Here is a 16,031-nt window from a genome sequence, read left to right on the forward strand (position 1 = left end):
GCTAGTAAGTGATCTCCACCCGCCGCATCGCGGCAGCCGCGGTTTCGTCGAACCGGCCGCCGGCCATCGCCGTCCGGCCGGGTTGGGTGCCGACGCCGGCCGCGTCGACCGGCTGGCGCACCCCGGCCTCGCGGAGCGCGTCGGACACGACCCGGGCCCGCAGGTCGGCGAGGGCCTGGCGGCCGGCCACGGTCGACCCGGGCGGATCGGCGGCGTAGCCCCGGACGATCACCGCATCGGACCGGCCCGCCGCGGTGATGCTTCCGGCCAGAGCACGCAGCAGCTCCAGGGCGCCCGGGGACAGCACCGCCGAGTCGCCGGTGAACCCCAGCGCGCTGTCGGAGACGGTGGTGCTGATCCGCCCCGCGGGCCCGGCCACCGACGTCACCCCGGGCACGGGCACGACCGGCGTGGCGACCGTGGCGAGGGGCGGCTGGGCGGCGACACGCTTGTCGTCGAAGTCGCAGCCGGCGGCCTTCGCCCGCGCGCAGATCGCCTGCCAGTACTGCAGGAGCTTGTCGTGGGCGGGCCCGGGCAGGGGTGGCTGGGCGCCGGCGACGCTGCCGATCCCGGTGAACAGCACGTGCCAGTTCTCCAGGTGCGGCAACGCGTTCTTGGCGGCGAGCTGGTCCGCGACCGTCGCCGGCTGGGCGTCCCAGCCGACCTGCCGGAGATCGAAGGCCCCGGCGGTGCTCAGCCCGCTGCTCACCACGACCAGCCGCCCGGGCGCGACCCCGCGGACGGCGGCGTCGATGCCGCCGAGCAGATCCAGCCCCGGCCGCGCGGCGACCGTGGCGGCGACCGCGTCGGCGACGGCCTGGACGTTGCGCTCGATGAGCGACGGTCGTTGCAGTCCGTGCTCCAGCGAACCGTCGGCTCGCCTCGGCGTGAGGACGATCTCGCGCGAATCGGCCCCGTCGGCGGCCGAGACGAGCGCGACGCTGCTGTTGCCGGAGCCCTGCGGCGAGGCGTTTCCGCTGTTTGCGGCGTCGAGGAGGATCTTGCGCGCCGCTTCTGTGAGGACCGGGCGAGGCTCGTTTGCGCCGGCGCTGGCGACAAGGACCACCCGGTCGCCACCGGCCGGGTTGACCGCCTTCGGGGACACCGCGCACCCGGCAACTGACAGGGCGAGCAAGCCGAGGGCGGCAAATGCCGGGAGACGGCGGGTTCCCGTGTCGAGCAGGGCTGTTGCCTGCGGAATCCGCAGCGCTGACGGAAGATGAGTGGAGCTGGTTTCGTGGCCTGAACCGAAGGTGCAGGGCTTCATGGCGACCTCCCTGGGGCCGATGAGGCAACCTCAGGGTGACATTTGCCGAGTAACAATGTCAATTGCCGTGACGATAGAGGCTCTAGGCGTTTTTCCGGCCGCAACCTCGACGTCTCTTCGCTCCGCAGTCGAGCACCGGTCGAGGCCGGGGAGTCGTTACCTGATCGGCCTAGTGGAGGAGGTACCCTCGCTGCGGCAGGTGAACCAAGCGTGACGCGCACCCGTGCATCTGCCATGGCCTCATCTGGTATTTGTCCAACAAGTGTCATGTTCGGGGTGTCAAATGGCAGGGGAAGGGTAGGCTGGCCTGATGGCGAAGCCCGACGCCGCCGTCGAGGGCGTCCGAAACGTCTTCCTCAAGCTGCGCACCCGCAGCGGCCTCAAGGTCGAGCGGCTCAGTGCGACGGAGGTCGACGTCGGGCTGCTCGCCGACCTGCCCGTCGTGCGCCGGTACGCGCGTGAGCACGCCGTGTCCACCGACCAGGCCATCGTCGACGTCGTCACCCGGGTCGCCGCCGACCTCGAGCCGACCGACCGGCTGATCGCCGACGCCGTGCTCGCCCTCCGCCTGCTCGAGGAACTGCTCTCCGACCGGCCGAAGCTGCGCGGGCTGTACGCCGATGATCTCGGCAAGCGACGCAACGCACTCGCCCAGCACTGGGAGGCGTACCACCGCCTGCTCGACGTGAGCGAGATTCCCCCGGCCCCCACCGTGCGCACCTTGCGCGGCTCGGTCGAAGCGCGCGCCCTCGTCCAGCTTGCGGAGCGCTGCGTGCACAACCCGGAAGCCTCGCTGCTGGAGCCGGCCGCCGATTCCCGCGAGCCCAGCAACTCGATCGTCGTCGTCGGCGGTGCGGTGACGGACGTGGTCGTGGTCTCCGACGAGCTGCCTGGCATCGGGGCCGCGGTGCAGGCGACTTCGTTCGAGGAACACCCCGGGGGCAAGGGACTCAACCTGGCGGTCGCCGCGCGGCGGTTCGGCCTCCGCGCGCGGCTCTTCGCCGCCATCGGGGGCGACGAGGCCGCCCGGGAGCTCAAGCGCTACATGCAGCAAGAAGGCCTCTCGACCGAGCTGATCCGCACCACGCCGGGAGAGGCGAATCCGCGAGCCCTGATGCTCGTGACACAAACGGGCGAGACCCGTTACCTGGGCTGGATGAACAAGGGTAAGGTCTCGCTGTCCACAACGGAATTCGAGCAACCGCGCACGAAACGAGCAATCGCCGACGCCGATGCGGTAATGGTCACCTTGGAACCACCGGTGGAAACGGTGCAGTGGGCGCTCGACACAGCCGCCCGGCAATCGCCGAAACCGCTGGTCCTGTTGCAGGCTTCGCCACCCATGGAAACACCGCAACAGCTTTACCGGCATCTTCACGGCGTCGATTACCTCGTCGGCCGTGAAGGCGAACTGCGCGGGCTGCTGTCCTACCCGGACCGCCCCGACACGGTCGACGCGCTGGCTGAGGAACTGCTCACCCTAGGCGTGGAGACGGTCTGCGTGGTGGAGAACTTCGGCGCCAAGATCCGGTCCCGGACCCTGTCCAGGGACATCGAGGGCCCGAACGTTCCACTCGAAGACACACCCGGGGCACGCGAGGCGTTTTCCGCGGCTCTGACTTTCCAGCTCCTCAAGGACGGCGGAGACCTGACCTGGGACGCCCTCGAATGGGCGATCCGGGCCATGACCGTCAACCTGACGCTCGAGGAGATCACCGACTCCATGCCCGGCACCGAGGACGTCGACCGGCTGTGGAGGAAATCCGACGTGGAGAGCTCATGACCGAGGTCGTAGAGCACACATTGCAGGATGTGGACGGCGATTTCCGGGTCGTCGTCCTCAGCGATACCGAGCAGCCCAATCCGGCGTGCGCGGCGGTGTTCGGCAATCCGCAGGACGGGTGTCTCGTGCGGATCCAGTCCCGGTGCCTCTACGGCGAGATATTCGGATCCACCAACTGCGACTGCCTTTACCAACTCGAGAAGTCGCTCGAGGAGATCAAGCGGAACGACGGGGTCCTCATCTACCTGGACCAGGAAGGCCGTGGCGCCGGTCTCCTGACGAAAGCGCGGGGATACCAGCTCTGCCAGGACACCGGCATCGACACGTTCGCCGCGTACGCGGCGATGAACTGCAAAGCCGACAGCCGCTCGTACGAGGACGCCGTGGCGTTGCTGAAACAGCTGAAGCTCAAGGAAGTCACGCTGTTGACCAACAATCCCGGGAAGCTGGCCGGCCTCGACATCGGCGAGATCAAGGTGCGGCACCGGTCGCTGGTGATTCCGAAGCCGGGCGACCACACCCTCGACTACCTGGTCGCCAAACGTGACAACCAGGAACACATGCTGTCCGTCGCCGCCCGGCTGCGGTGGCGGGTCATCCGGTTCGCCGGGTCACGCTGGTTCAGCCGTCGCCGGGCCGCGCTGCGCAAAGCGGCTGCCGGTCCGGCTCAGCCGGACGGCACCCGGGAGCGCCAGGAGCAGGCCGCCTGACCGCCGTTCCGGGCAGCCCGACGCGGCTGCCCGGGACATCCAGCCCGTTCAGGTGGCCGCCCGCCGGGATTTCGTCGCCGGGGCGGGATCCGGTGCCGCGCTGCGGTGGCCCGGGCGGACCACCGTCACCGCCGCCGCACCCAGCGCGCCCACGCCTGCGAACGCGTAGAAGCCCCACGGGTACGCGATGCCCGCCGTCAGGAGGGCGCCGCCGAGGACCGGGCCTGAGATTGCTCCTATCCGGCCGATGCCCGCCGACCAGCCGAGGCCCGTGGCGCGGATCGCGTCCGGGTAGATGCGGCCGATGTACGCGTACACCAGCACCTGGGCGCTGAACACGAAACAGCCGGTCAGGAACACCGCCGCGTACAGCCCGACCGCCGGCAGCTTCACGCTCAGCAGCGCCAGGAACAGCGCGCCCGCGCAGAACCAGACGATCGCCGAGGGGCGGATGCCGACGCGGTCGGCGACCCGGCCCGCGACGAGCAGGCCGATGATGCCGCCGACGTTCAGCGTCAGCAGCAGGCTCAGCGCCGCGCCCAGCGGGTAGCCGGCCTGGCGCATGATCTCCGGCAGCCAGGTGTTCAGGCCGTAGACCAGCAGCAGGCCCATGAACGACGTCACCCAGAACGCGATCGTCGCGCGCAGCAGGCCGCCCCGGAACAGGCCGGCGACCGCGTGCCCGGCCGAGCGCTCGGTCTCGCGGACCCGCTGGAACGTCTCGGACTCCGGCAGGTACTTCAGCATCAGCGGGATCAGCACCACGGCGGGCAGCGCGCCGGCGACGAACATCGCGCGCCAGCCGAGCGGGGTGATCAGCACGATGCCCAGCAGCGCCGTCAGCACCGCCCCGACGTGGTAGCCGGTCATCACCGTGGTCGTCGCGCTGCCGGCCCTGCCGTGGCGCGCGTACTCCGTGACCAGCGTGATCGCCGTCGGCAGGCAGCCGCCGAGGCCCAGCCCGGCGACGAACCGCAGCAGTCCGAAGACGAACGTCGAGGGCGCGAACGCGCACAACAGCGTGCACACCGAGAACAGCGCCACCGAGATGATCAGCGACTTCCGGCGGCCGATGACGTCGGTGACCGTGCCGATCGCCAGCCCGCCCAGCATCATTCCGGCGAGCCCGACGGTCGACACCACCGCCGCCGTGCCGGGGGTCAGGCCCCAGACGTGGCCGCGGAGCAGGACGGGCAGGACGGTGCCGAGCACGACCAGGTCGAACCCGTCCAGCAGAACGGCGGTCCAGGCCAGCGGCACGACCCAGGAGCGGGGGCCAGGGGACATCGGGTACCTCCGGATGTGCGTCGGTGCACGTCTTCCGCACACGTGTGCGGATTGCGCACAAGTATGCACAGGGGGTCCGACAGAATCCAGCGCGGTTCCACTGGGCGGAAGTCCGGCGGCCCCGCGCGACCTGCGGAAAGATCCGGCGGGTGGAAATCCTGACGCTGATGGGCGTGCTCGCGGGCTCGCTCGCGCTGACCGCGCTCGCCCGGCGCTGCAACCTGTCCGCCCCGCTGCTGGTGGTGGTCGTCGCGCTCGGCGTCGCGCTGATCCCCGGGGTGCCGCGGTTCGAGCTGGAACCCGAGCTGGTGCTCACCGTGGTCCTGCCGCCGCTGCTGTACTCGACGTCGCTGGAAAGCTCGCTGGCGCACTTCAAACGCGCGCTCCGGCCGATCGTCGCGCTCGGCGTGGTGCTGGTCGCGGTGACCGCCGTGGTCGTCGCTTTGGTCGTGCACCTGCTGCTGCCGGACGTGCCGTTCGCGTCCGCGCTGGTCCTCGGCGCGGTCGTGGCGCCGCCGGACGCGGTGACCGCGGTCGCGATCGGCCGCAAGCTCGGCCTGCCCCGGCGGGTGATGACCGTGCTGACCGGCGAAAGCCTGGTCAACGACGCCGCCGCGCTGACGCTCTACAAGGTCGCGCTCGCCGCCGTCGCGGGCACCGCGGGTTCGGCCGGGCACGGGTTCGCGGTGTTCGGGGTCGCGACCGTGCTGGGCATCGGCGTCGGCCTGGCGATCGGCGCGCTGGTGGTGCTGATCCGGCGGCAGCTCGACGACCCGCTGATGGAGTCGGCGTTCGGGATCATCGTGCCGTTCGCCGCGTACGTCACCGCCGAGCACCTGCACCCCTTCAGCGACGACTTCAGCGGGTCCGGCGTGCTCGCCGTCGTCGCGGCCGGGCTGCTGCTGGGCCACCGCGCGCTGTACGCGTCCCCGGCGACGCGCATGCAGGACAGATCCGTGTGGGCGTCGATCGACGTCCTGCTGGAGGCGCTGGTGTTCGCGATGATGGGCCTGCAGCTGCCGTTCGTCCTGGAAGGAGCGCAGCACGCGGCCCGCGACAACGGGACGCTCGCCCTGGTCGCGGTGGCGGTGCTCGCGGTGACGATGCTGGTGCGCATCCCGGCGGTGTTCGTCTCGGCGTATCTGCCGCAGACGGTCCGGCTGTTCGGCCGCGACCGCTCGGCGCCGTCGTGGCGGACGCTGGCGGTGGTGTCGTGGACCGGCATGCGCGGGGTCGTCACGCTCGCCGCCGCGGCCGGCGTCCCGGCGGACGCCCCGGCCCGCGAGGAGATCCAGCTGTTCGCGTTCACCGTGGCCATCGGCACGGTGCTGATCCAGGGACTGACGCTGCCGCCGCTGATCCGGGCGCTGAAGGTGGAGGACCCGGAGGAGGCGTCGCGGGACGAAGCCGAGGAACTCGCGGCTCGGGAAGTCGCGAAGAAGGCGGCGCAGGACCGGCTGCGTGAGCTCAGCCGCGAGCGGCTGGCTTCGCTGGACCTGCCGCAGGAGAAGGTCGACCGGCTCAAGGAGCGGCTCCAGCGGCTGATCGACATGCGCTACCGGTTCGCCAAGGCGGCGATCACGTTGTCCGGCGAGGAGCATTCCGGCAGTCCGCAGGCGCAGTTCGCGAAGGCCCGGCGCGAGCTGCTGATCACCCAGCGGAAGGCGATGATCGAGGAGAACCGCGCGGGCCGGCTCGACGACGAGGTGCTGCGGAAGGTGCTGCGGGAGCTGGACCTGGAGGAGATGTCGGTGACCGCGACCCTCACGAACCGAATGAGCTGACGACCTCCCAGGTCCGGAGCCGTTCTTCGCTCGACCGGAGGACGGTCTTCTCGTCGCCGATGATGGCGAGGTCGGCCGGTAGGAGGGGATCTGGCCGTAGCTGGCCATCTGCTCGACGGCCAGCGCGCGGATGGTGTCGGGATCGTCGGTGACGATCGCCGGCAGGGCGGCGATGATCCGCTTGCCCGCGGGCAAGGCCGGGACGATCTCTTCGGAAAGCGCTCTCGGCCCGGCGAGGAACGGCAGCGTACCGTCGGCGAGCTCACCGGTGACGCACAGGCCTGCGGCCCCATCGCGGCGACGATGACCGGGACGTCCCCGCCGCTGGCCACAGTGGACGGACCCGGCGGGTGCGCCCGGACGGTCTCGCCGTCGAAGTCGACGGCTTTCCCTGCGAAGACCTGCTTGAGGACGGTGAGGTGCTCCGCAGGTGCCGGATCGCGACGGCAACTGCGCCCGGCGCGCGGAGCCGAGCTCCCCGCCCTTCCCTGGGGGGCGTGCCCGGCTCCAGTCTACCGGCACGCACCGACGGTATCGGCAATTCGCGGCGAATCCGGCCGAGTTATCCACATGCGCCGGCGTTGTCCACAGATTTCGGCGGACCGCCCTTTCGCGCCCCAGGCACCGATACGCTGGAAGCGGGACCGGCCCCCCAGGGAAGGGCGGGGCGCGTTCGGGAGTCGGCGGCCTGCCTCGCCTGCCCCGAACAGGTCGTCGACGAGGGTGGGCGCCGAGTCCGTGTCGCCCGGGGGAAGCGTGACTCCGATGGTCATGCACCCAAGCTAGCGAGCCACGCCACCGGTTTCCGGCTTCCCAGGACTTGAGAACCCGAGCGAGGGGCGCGGGATTCGCCCACTCTGTGGCGAAACCGATCACTCAGGAGAGCCCATGTCGCTGACCGAAGTCATCGAAGGCACCCGCAAGGCCGTCGACGCGGATCCGCACAACGCCGCCGTCTCCTTCAGCGTCGGCCACGTTCTCAAGCCCGGCACCAAGACCGAAGTCGAGGTCAACGTGCGGGATCACGCCTTCACCGTCGACGAGCCCGCCGCGCTCGGCGGGACCGACCAGGCCGCCAACCCCGTCGAGTACGCGCTCGCCGCGCTCGGGTCGTGCCAGGTCATCACCTACCAGTTCTGGGCGGCGAAGCGCGGGATCCCGATCGACTCGATCAAGGTCACCGTCGACGGCGACCTCGACCTGCACGGCTTCTTCGGCTTCTCCTTCAACACCCGCCCCGGTTTCGGGGACGTGCGGGTGTCGGTCGAACTCGAAGGGCCCGCGAGCCGGGAGCGCTACGAAGACCTCAAGCGCGAGGTCGACGAGCACTGCCCGGTGCTCGACCTGTTCCGCAACGAAACGCCCGTCAGCACCAAGCTGACTTAGACGAACTGGTGCCGCACGATCGTCTGGTCGCGGCCCGGGCCGACGCCGATCGCGGAAATCCGGGCGCCGGAAAGCTCTTCCAGGCGCTCGACGTACGCCCGCGCGTTCGCCGGGAGCTCCTCGAACGTGCGGCAGCCCGAGATGTCCTCGAACCAGCCCGGGTGCTCTTCGTAGATCGGGATCGCGTGGTGCACGTCGGTCTGCGTCATCGGCATGTCCTGCGTGCGGAATCCGTCGACTTCGTAGCCGACGCACACCGGAACCTTCTCCAAGCCGGACAACACGTCCAGCTTCGTGAGGAAGTAGTCGGTGATGCCGTTGACGCGCACCGCGTACCGCGCGATCACCGCGTCGAACCAGCCCGTGCGGCGCGAGCGGCCGGTCGTGACGCCGAACTCGCCGCCCTGCTTGCGCAGGTACTCGCCCGACTCGTCGTGCAGCTCGGTCGGGAACGGGCCGGAGCCGACGCGGGTGGTGTACGCCTTGAGGATGCCGAGCACCGTCGTGATGCGGCCCGGGCCGATGCCCGAGCCGGCGCTCGCGCCGCCGGACGTCGGGTTCGACGACGTCACGAACGGGTACGTGCCGTGGTCGACGTCCAGCAGCGTGCCCTGTGAGCCCTCCAGCAGCACGGTTTCGCCGCGCTCCAAGGCCTGGTTCAGCTGCAGGCGCGTGTCGGCGATGCGGTGCGCGAACTTCTCGCCCGCGGCCAGCACCTCGTCGGCGACCTGGTCGGCGTCGAGGGCCTTGCGGTTGTAGACCTTCACCAGCACCTGGTTCTTGAACTCCAGCGCGGCTTCGACCTTCTGGCGGAAGATCTTCTCGTCCAGCAGGTCCTGCACGCGGACGCCGACGCGGGCGATCTTGTCCTGGTAGCACGGCCCGATGCCGCGGCCGGTGGTGCCGATCTTGCGGCTGCCGAGGTAGCGCTCGGTGACTTTGTCGATGGCCACGTGGTACGGCATGATCAGGTGCGCGTCGGCCGAGATCAGCAGCTTGGACGTGTCGACGTCCCGCGCTTCGAGGCCGGACAGCTCTTCCAGCAGTACGCCCGGGTCCACCACCACACCGTTGCCGATGACGTTGGTCACGCCCGGGGTCAGGATGCCGGACGGGATGAGGTGCAGGGCGAAGTTCTCGCCGTTCGGCAGGACGACCGTGTGACCGGCGTTGTTGCCACCCTGGTAGCGGACGACCCACTGGACGCGGTCACCCATCAGGTCGGTGGCCTTGCCCTTGCCTTCGTCTCCCCATTGGGCACCGATGAGCACGATGGCCGGCATGTGACACTCCAGGTGTTCGACGACTGAGGTTAAGTGTCCCGGACGGACACCGGTGGCGCTGCTAAATGCCGGTGCATGACTGTAACGGAGGACCCGCGGGTGCGCGGAATAGTGGTGGCCTGTGGCGACGAGGCAGCCGGCTTCGAGGAGGTCGACGACGTCGAGTCGATCCGCGTGCCGAGCCGCCCCGGCAAGGCGGAAATCGACCCCTTGCTGGGCGAACACGATCACCTGGTCGTCTCGGGCACGGACGCGGACCTCGCCGCCGTGGTGGTGCGGCTGCTGCGGAAGGACGCCGTCTCCGGCGTGTCGGTCGGGTTCGTGCCGTCGTCGCCGGATTCGGTCGTCGGCGCGCTCTGGGGCCTGCCGAAGACGCCGCTGCGGGCGCTCGCCCTGGCGTTGCGCGGCGAGGTCGACCCGGTGCCGCTGATCCGCGACGACGTCGGCGGCGTGCTCGTCGGGCGCGGGCAGCTGCGGATGGTCCGCGGGGTGGCCTACGCCGACGAGCAGGTCGCGCTGCGCGGGCCGGCCGCGTCGATCGAGGTGACGCCGGACCCGGGCGGGCCCGGGATGGCCGTGCGCGTCGTGAAGGGGACGTTCTTCAAGCGGCCGTCGACGCTGTACTCGCGGGCGTTCCAGATCGGCTGCATCCCGACCCGGCCGGTGCGCGACGACGTCGTCTACGACCGCGCCGTGAACAAGTGGACCTGGTACCGGCACACCGAGGACCTCCGGCTGGTGCGAGGCGCCGTTTGACGGACAGCAACATGTCACCTATACGTGTTGTACGCGCCATTCGCGTGCCTCAGGGTTAGCTGTCCCCACTTCTGACCCGGAGGCAGCAAAATGCCAACCAGGCGCGCTGTTCGTCATTCGTTCACCGTTCTCGCCGTCACCGCGGTGTTGTCCGGAACCCTGGCCGGCGTCGCAGACGCGACCCCGCCGGGCATCCCGTCGGCGACCACCGCGAAGTCCGAGCTCGCGGCCCTCACCGTCAAGGCCGACGGCTCGCTGACCGGCTACAGCCGCGACAAGTTCCCGCACTGGATCGACCAGGGCAACAGCTGCAACACCCGCGAAGTGGTGCTGAAGCGCGACGGCACGAACGTGGTGACCGACTCCAGCTGCGCCGCGACCTCCGGCAAGTGGGTCAGCCCCTACGACGGCGCGACCTGGACGGCGGCGTCCGATGTGGACATCGACCACGTCGTGCCGCTGGCCGACGCGTGGCGCACCGGCGCGTCGTCGTGGACGACCGCGCAGCGCCAGGCGTTCGCGAACGACCTCACCGACCCGCAGCTGATCGCCGTGACGGACAACGTGAACCAGGAGAAGGGCGACAAGTCGCCGGACGCCTGGAAGCCGCCGCTCGTCGGCTACTGGTGCACCTACGCGAAGATGTGGGTCGCGGTGAAGTACAAGTTCAAGCTGACGGTCAACTCCGCGGAGAAGACGGCGTTGACGGACATGCTCGGCCGCTGCTGAGCGCTGTCAAGGGGAAATCCTTGCGGTGCCAGGGAATGGGACCGCGGTTCGCCTGGTGAGACGGCCTTCAGCGCGTGGTTAGCGTCGGCGGTTGAAGACGCAACCACTCCCGCTGGAGGCCGTCCGGTGTCCCTGCTTTCCCGCGCCCGCAACGCCGTGGCCCTGCTCGCCCTGCCCGTCCTGCTGACCGCGTGCGCCGCCGCGGGCACCGAACAGGCCGCTTCCGGGCCGCCCCGGCCCGGCGGCACGCTGCGCCTGGGCATCTCGTCCGCGCCCGACTGCCTCGACCCGCAGCAGGTCGCCACGAACGCGGCCATCAACGTCGCCCGCCAGCTCGTCGACTCGCTGACCGACCAGGACAAGACGACCGGCGAGATCAAGCCGTGGCTGGCCGAGAAGTGGGAGAGCAACGCCGATTCCACGGCGTTCACTTTTCACCTGCGCCCCGGCGCGACCTTCTCCGACGGCACCCCGGTCGACGCCGCCGCCGTGAAGACCAGCTTCGACGGCATCAAGGCCCTCGGTACGAAGGCTCAGCTCGGTTTCGGCTACCTGGCCGCGTACCAGGCCTCGACCGTCGTCGACCCGCAGACCGTGCGCCTCGAGTTCTCCTCGCCCAGCGCGCAGTTCCTGCAGGCCAGCTCGACGGTGTCGCTCGGCGTCCTGGCCCCGGCGGCGTTCCGGAAGACGCCGGAACAGCGCTGCCAGGGCGACGGCCTGATCGGCTCCGGGCCGTTCGTCTTCGAAAACCTGAAGCAGAACCAGGAGATCGTCCTGGCCAAGCGCAAGGACTACGCCTGGGGCTCGTCGCTGTTCAAGCACCAGGGCGAGGCCTACCTCGACAAGATCGACTACAAGATCGTGCCCGAGCCCGGCGTCCGCACCGGCAGCCTCGCCTCCGGCCAGCTCGACGCGGCCACCGACATCCAGCCGGTCGACGAGCCGCAGTTCGCCGGCAACGGGTTCAGCGAGAACGTTCGCCCCAACCCCGGTGTCGTGTTCAACCTGCACGCGAACACCACCCGCGGCGTGCTCACCGACGAGAAGGTGCGCCAGGCCGTGCTCAAGGGCGTCGACCGCACCGAGGTCGTGAACACCGTGCTGACGCCGAACTACAAGGCGGCCACGAGCATCCTCGGCTCGGCGACACCGCTGGCCGGCGACCTCTCGCAGCAGCTGGCGTACGACCCGAAGGCCGCGGCCGCACTCCTGGACGGCGACGGCTGGGTGCCCGGCGCCGACGGGATCCGCACGAAGAACGGACAGCGGCTGAGCGCGGCTGTGGTGTTCTCGCCGGTGTTCAACCAGAACCGCAGCGTGCTGGAGCTGGTCCAGCAGCAGCTGCGCAAGATCGGCTTCGACCTGAAGATCGAGCAGCACACCACCGCCGAGACCACGCAGATCCAGCTGTCCGGCAACTACGACTTCCTCTGGTACAACGTCACCCGGGCCGACCCGGACATCCTGCGCGGCCAGTTCTCCACCAAGGCCGGCAACCGCAGCAAGCTCGCCCCTGGCAACCCCCTCGACGTCGCACTCGACGCCCAGTCGTCCACTGTGGACATCGCGAAGCGCAAGCCGTCGGCCGACGAGGCGCAGAAGCTGATCATCGAGCACGCCTACGCGATCCCGGTGTTCGAGCTGACCCAGGTCGTCGCGCTGAGTTCGAAGGCGCACGCCGTCGACTTCGAGGCGTCGTCACGGCTGCAGCTGTTCGACGCGTGGCTGTCGTGAGGCGCTACCTGCTCCGCCGCGTCGGGCAGGCGGTGTTCGTGCTGTGGGCGGCGTTCACGCTGTCGTTCCTGATCCTCTACCTGCTGCCGGGTGACGCCGTTTCGGCGAAGCTCGCCAGTGGTGAGGCGGGTTCGTCGGCGACGCCCGAGCAGCTCGCCGCCGCTCGCGCGGAATACGGTCTCGACTCGCCGTTGCCCGTCCAGTACCTGAAACGCTTGCTCTCGGCCCTGCACGGCGACTTCGGGCGCAGCGTCGCCACCGGCGACGACGCGACGCACATGGTCGTCACGGCGCTGCCGCCGACCCTCGCGGTGACCGGGCTGGCGCTGGTGTTCGCCGTGCTCTTCGGCGGCGGTTCGGCGTTCCTCGGCACGTTCACGCGGTTCCGCTGGCTGCGGCAGGCGCTGCTGTCGCTGCCGTCCCTGGCGATCTCGCTGCCGCCGTTCTGGGTCGGGCTGCTGCTGATCCAGTTCTTCTCGTTCCGGCTGCGGCTACTGCCCGCCCTGGGCACACAGGGGTTCGCGGCGCTGATCCTGCCGGCCATCACCCTCGCCCTGCCGGCCGGCGCGATCATCGGCCAGGTGCTGGCGAAGAGCCTGGCCACCCAGCAGGAGCAGCCGTACGCGGAGATCGCCGCGGCCAAGGGCGCGAGCCGCTGGCGCGTCCACTTCGGACACCTGCTGCGCAACGCGGCCGTGCCGACGCTGACCGTCGCCGGGGTGGTGGCGGGCAACCTGGTCGCGGGGTCGGTGATCACCGAGACGGTGTTCTCGCGCGACGGCGTCGGCCGGATCACCGCGGCCGCCGTCACCGCGCAGGACGTCCCGGTCGTGCAGGCGGTGATCGTGCTGGCCGCGCTGGTGTTCGTGGTGCTCAACCTGGTCGTCGACCTGCTGTACCCGGTGCTCGACCCCCGCATCGCCCGCACCCCGGAGGTGGCCCGTGGTTGACCTGGCTCTTCCGAAGCGCCGGGTGAAGGTGGCACCCGGCGTGGTGGTGGCCGTCGCCGTGCTGGCGTTCGTGCTGCTGGCGGCGTTCGTGCCGGCGTTGCTGACCGGGTACGACCCGATCACCGGCGTGCCCAAGGAGCGGCTGCAAGGCCCGTCGCTGCCGCACCTGTTCGGCACCGACGAGACCGGCCGGGACGTCTACGCGCGGGTGATCCACGGTGCCTCGCTCTCCCTGCGGGCGACCGCCATCGCCGTGCTCGTGGCCCTGGTGGCCGGTTCCGCGCTCGGCCTGCTCGCCGGGTTCCGCGGCGGCTGGGCGGACACCGCGATCATGCGGGTCGTCGACGTCTTCCTGGCCATCCCGCCGATCCTGCTCTCGCTGGCGCTGGTCACGGCGCTGGGCTTCGGCACGACGAACGTCGCGATCGCCGTCGGCATCGCGAACCTGGCGTCCTTCGCGCGGGTCATGCGTGCGGAGGTGCTTCGCGTGCGCAGCGGCGTGTTCGTCGAAGCGGCGCGGGCGTCCGGAGTGCGCTGGTCGGGCGTGCTGCTGCGGCACGTCCTCCCCAACGCGGCGGGCCCGGTGCTCGCCTTGGCGACGCTCACGCTCGGCACGGCGGTGCTCGAGGTGTCGGCGCTGAGCTTCCTCGGCTTCGGCGCGACGCCGCCGACACCGGAGTGGGGTGCGCTCGTCGCCGGCGGGCGCAGCTTCCTGGCCACCGCCTGGTGGATGACGACGTTCCCGGGGCTGACGGTCGCCGCGGTGGTGCTGTCCGCGAACCGGCTGTCCCGCGCGCTGGACGGAGGAGACCGATGACCCTGCTGCGGATCTCGGAACTGGCCGTGTCGTACGGAGGAGTCCCGGCCGTCCGCGACGTCAGCCTCGACGTCGGCGCCGGTGAAGTGGTCGCGGTCGTCGGCGAATCGGGCTCGGGCAAGTCGACCACCGCGCACGCGGCGATCGGCCTGCTGCCGCGCGGCGGCCGGGTCGACGGCGGTGCGATCACCTTCGACGGCCGGGACCTGCTTTCGCTGTCGGACCGGCAGTGGCGCCGGGTGCGCGGGCGCGAGATCGCGCTGGTGCCGCAGGACCCGGCGGTGTCGCTCAACCCGGTGCACCGGATCGGCGACCAGGTCGCCGAGGTGCTGAAGATCCACGGCCTCGCGGACCGGCGGTCGGCTTCGGTGCAGGCGATCGAGCTGCTGGAACGGGCCGGTGTGCCGGCGCCGGCGCGGCGCGCGCGGCAGTACCCGCACCAGCTGTCGGGCGGGCTGCGGCAGCGCGTGCTGATCGCGGCCGCACTGGCGGGGCGGCCCAAGCTGATCATCGCGGACGAGCCGACGTCGGCGCTGGACGTCACTGTGCAGCGGCGGATCCTCGACCACCTGACCTCGCTGGCGGCCGAGGCTGGGACGGCGATCCTGCTGATCACGCACGACCTCGGCGTCGCCGCCGACCGGGCGTCGCGGATCGTGGTGCTCTCCGGGGGCTCGGTGGTCGAAGAGGGTTCGTCGGTCGTCAGCGCGCCGGCACACCCGTACACGCGGCAGCTGCTGGCGGCGGCACCGAGCATGACGAGCGCTTCGCGTCCTCCCGCGCCGGCCGCCGAGCCCCTGGTGTCGGTGCGCGACCTGGCGAAGACGTTCGACGGAATCCGCGCGGTGGACGGCGTTTCGTTCGACATCCCGCGCGGCCAGACCCTCGCGCTGGTCGGCGAGTCCGGTTCGGGCAAGTCGACGACGGCCCGGATGGTGCTGCGCCTGGAGACGCCGTCGGCGGGCTCGGTGGTGTTCGACGGCCAGGACATCACTTCCCTCGCCGGTGCGGAACTGCGCCGCCTGCGACGGCGGATGCAGATCGTCTACCAGAACCCGTACGCGTCGCTGAACCCGAAGTTCTCGATCGAGGACGTCGTCGCGGAGCCGCTGCGGGCGTTCGGCCTGCCGCGCACGCGGGTCCCCTCGCTGCTCGACCAGGTGGCCCTGCCGGCGTCGGTGGCCCGCCGCAAGCCGGCGGAGCTGTCGGGCGGCCAGCGCCAGCGGGTGGCGATCGCCCGCGCGCTGGCGCTGCAGCCGGACCTGGTGGTGTGCGACGAACCGGTGTCGGCGCTGGACGTGTCGGTGCAGGCCCAGATCTTGCGGCTGCTGGCGGAGCTGCAGTCATCGCTGGGGTTGTCGTACCTGTTCATCTCGCACGACCTGGCGGTGGTGCGGCAGCTCGCGGACCAGGTGGGCGTCCTGCGGGACGGCGTCCTGGTGGAGCTGGGACCGGCGGGACGGGTGCTGGCGGAACCGGAATCGGAGTACACGAAGGAACTGCTCGCGGCGATTCCCGGACGTTCGGCGCAGAAGGTCGGCTGAT

The 16,031-nt window shown here is 70.6% G+C and carries 13 protein-coding genes; 10 read left to right on the forward strand and 3 right to left on the reverse strand.

Features of this window, described 5'->3' with window-relative positions; genetic code table 11:
* Nucleotide 1: 1 nt before the first annotated feature.
* Nucleotides 2-1,105: a hypothetical protein gene (locus AB0J55_RS06810; RefSeq protein ID WP_364243889.1), complete on the reverse strand. Its 1,104-nt coding sequence runs from the start codon at nucleotides 1,103-1,105 to the stop codon at nucleotides 2-4.
* Nucleotides 1,106-1,577: 472 nt separating this feature from the next.
* Here AB0J55_RS06810 and AB0J55_RS06815 point away from each other — a divergent pair, with 472 nt between their 5' ends.
* Nucleotides 1,578-3,050, forward strand: a complete 1,473-nt coding sequence (locus AB0J55_RS06815; RefSeq protein WP_364243892.1) for a PfkB family carbohydrate kinase — start codon at nucleotides 1,578-1,580, stop codon at nucleotides 3,048-3,050.
* Complete coding sequence (gene ribA, locus AB0J55_RS06820; RefSeq protein WP_364243894.1) at nucleotides 3,020-3,760, forward strand: GTP cyclohydrolase II RibA; 741 nt, start codon at nucleotides 3,020-3,022, stop codon at nucleotides 3,758-3,760. The genes AB0J55_RS06815 and ribA overlap by 31 nt, the downstream gene beginning before the upstream one ends.
* 48 nt (nucleotides 3,761-3,808) lie before the next feature.
* Here ribA and AB0J55_RS06825 read toward each other — a convergent pair whose 3' ends face one another.
* A complete protein-coding gene (locus tag AB0J55_RS06825; protein WP_364243896.1) occupies nucleotides 3,809-5,047 on the reverse strand; it encodes an aromatic acid/H+ symport family MFS transporter in 1,239 nt (412 codons plus the stop codon).
* A gap of 149 nt (nucleotides 5,048-5,196) precedes the next feature.
* Between AB0J55_RS06825 and AB0J55_RS06830 the strand changes: the two genes are divergently transcribed.
* Nucleotides 5,197-6,831 (forward strand): Na+/H+ antiporter, encoded by a 1,635-nt coding sequence (locus tag AB0J55_RS06830; RefSeq protein ID WP_364243898.1) that lies wholly within the window; start codon nucleotides 5,197-5,199, stop codon nucleotides 6,829-6,831.
* Between the two features lie 888 nt (nucleotides 6,832-7,719).
* Complete coding sequence (locus tag AB0J55_RS06835; protein WP_364243901.1) at nucleotides 7,720-8,217, forward strand: OsmC family protein; 498 nt, start codon at nucleotides 7,720-7,722, stop codon at nucleotides 8,215-8,217.
* On the opposite strand, the gene AB0J55_RS06840 is transcribed toward AB0J55_RS06835, so the two are convergent.
* The gene (locus AB0J55_RS06840; RefSeq protein ID WP_364243904.1) at nucleotides 8,214-9,500 is read right to left on the reverse strand and encodes an adenylosuccinate synthase; all 1,287 of its coding nucleotides are present in this window, start codon (nucleotides 9,498-9,500) and stop codon (nucleotides 8,214-8,216) included. The genes AB0J55_RS06835 and AB0J55_RS06840 overlap by 4 nt on opposite strands.
* Before the next feature lie 111 nt (nucleotides 9,501-9,611).
* Here AB0J55_RS06840 and AB0J55_RS06845 point away from each other — a divergent pair, with 111 nt between their 5' ends.
* The 6 genes from AB0J55_RS06845 to AB0J55_RS06870 all read left to right on the forward strand — a co-directional run bounded on the left by AB0J55_RS06845 (nucleotide 9,612) and on the right by AB0J55_RS06870 (nucleotide 16,030).
* Entirely contained in the window at nucleotides 9,612-10,256 is a 645-nt protein-coding gene (locus tag AB0J55_RS06845; RefSeq protein ID WP_364245919.1) for a hypothetical protein, read from the forward strand.
* Between the two features lie 90 nt (nucleotides 10,257-10,346).
* The gene (locus AB0J55_RS06850; RefSeq protein ID WP_364243907.1) at nucleotides 10,347-10,985 is read left to right on the forward strand and encodes an HNH endonuclease family protein; all 639 of its coding nucleotides are present in this window, start codon (nucleotides 10,347-10,349) and stop codon (nucleotides 10,983-10,985) included.
* 126 nt (nucleotides 10,986-11,111) lie between these two features.
* Nucleotides 11,112-12,719: an ABC transporter substrate-binding protein gene (locus AB0J55_RS06855; protein ID WP_364243909.1), complete on the forward strand. Its 1,608-nt coding sequence runs from the start codon at nucleotides 11,112-11,114 to the stop codon at nucleotides 12,717-12,719.
* Nucleotides 12,716-13,669 carry an ABC transporter permease gene (locus tag AB0J55_RS06860; protein ID WP_364245922.1) on the forward strand — a complete coding sequence of 318 codons (954 nt, stop codon included), beginning with the start codon at nucleotides 12,716-12,718 and terminating at the stop codon, nucleotides 13,667-13,669. The genes AB0J55_RS06855 and AB0J55_RS06860 overlap by 4 nt, the downstream gene beginning before the upstream one ends.
* Nucleotides 13,662-14,486, forward strand: a complete 825-nt coding sequence (locus tag AB0J55_RS06865; RefSeq protein ID WP_364243911.1) for an ABC transporter permease — start codon at nucleotides 13,662-13,664, stop codon at nucleotides 14,484-14,486. The genes AB0J55_RS06860 and AB0J55_RS06865 overlap by 8 nt, the downstream gene beginning before the upstream one ends.
* Nucleotides 14,483-16,030 (forward strand): ABC transporter ATP-binding protein, encoded by a 1,548-nt coding sequence (locus AB0J55_RS06870; RefSeq protein WP_364243913.1) that lies wholly within the window; start codon nucleotides 14,483-14,485, stop codon nucleotides 16,028-16,030. The genes AB0J55_RS06865 and AB0J55_RS06870 overlap by 4 nt, the downstream gene beginning before the upstream one ends.
* The last annotated feature ends 1 nt before the right edge of the window (nucleotide 16,031 follow it).

This window comes from Amycolatopsis sp. NPDC049688, assembly GCF_040674975.1.
Lineage (GTDB): Bacteria > Actinomycetota > Actinomycetes > Mycobacteriales > Pseudonocardiaceae > Amycolatopsis.

What these genes read in the sequence shown, in the direction of transcription:
- AB0J55_RS06840 (WP_364243904.1), bottom strand. Translation starts at nt 9,500, where the DNA reads ATGCCGGCCATCGTGCTCATCGGTGCCCAATGGGGAGACGAAGGCAAG.
- AB0J55_RS06825 (WP_364243896.1), bottom strand. Translation starts at nt 5,047, where the DNA reads ATGTCCCCTGGCCCCCGCTCCTGGGTCGTGCCGCTGGCCTGGACCGCC.
- AB0J55_RS06870 (WP_364243913.1), top strand. Translation starts at nt 14,483, where the DNA reads ATGACCCTGCTGCGGATCTCGGAACTGGCCGTGTCGTACGGAGGAGTC.
- AB0J55_RS06835 (WP_364243901.1), top strand. Translation starts at nt 7,720, where the DNA reads ATGTCGCTGACCGAAGTCATCGAAGGCACCCGCAAGGCCGTCGACGCG.
- AB0J55_RS06815 (WP_364243892.1), top strand. Translation starts at nt 1,578, where the DNA reads ATGGCGAAGCCCGACGCCGCCGTCGAGGGCGTCCGAAACGTCTTCCTC.
- AB0J55_RS06850 (WP_364243907.1), top strand. Translation starts at nt 10,347, where the DNA reads ATGCCAACCAGGCGCGCTGTTCGTCATTCGTTCACCGTTCTCGCCGTC.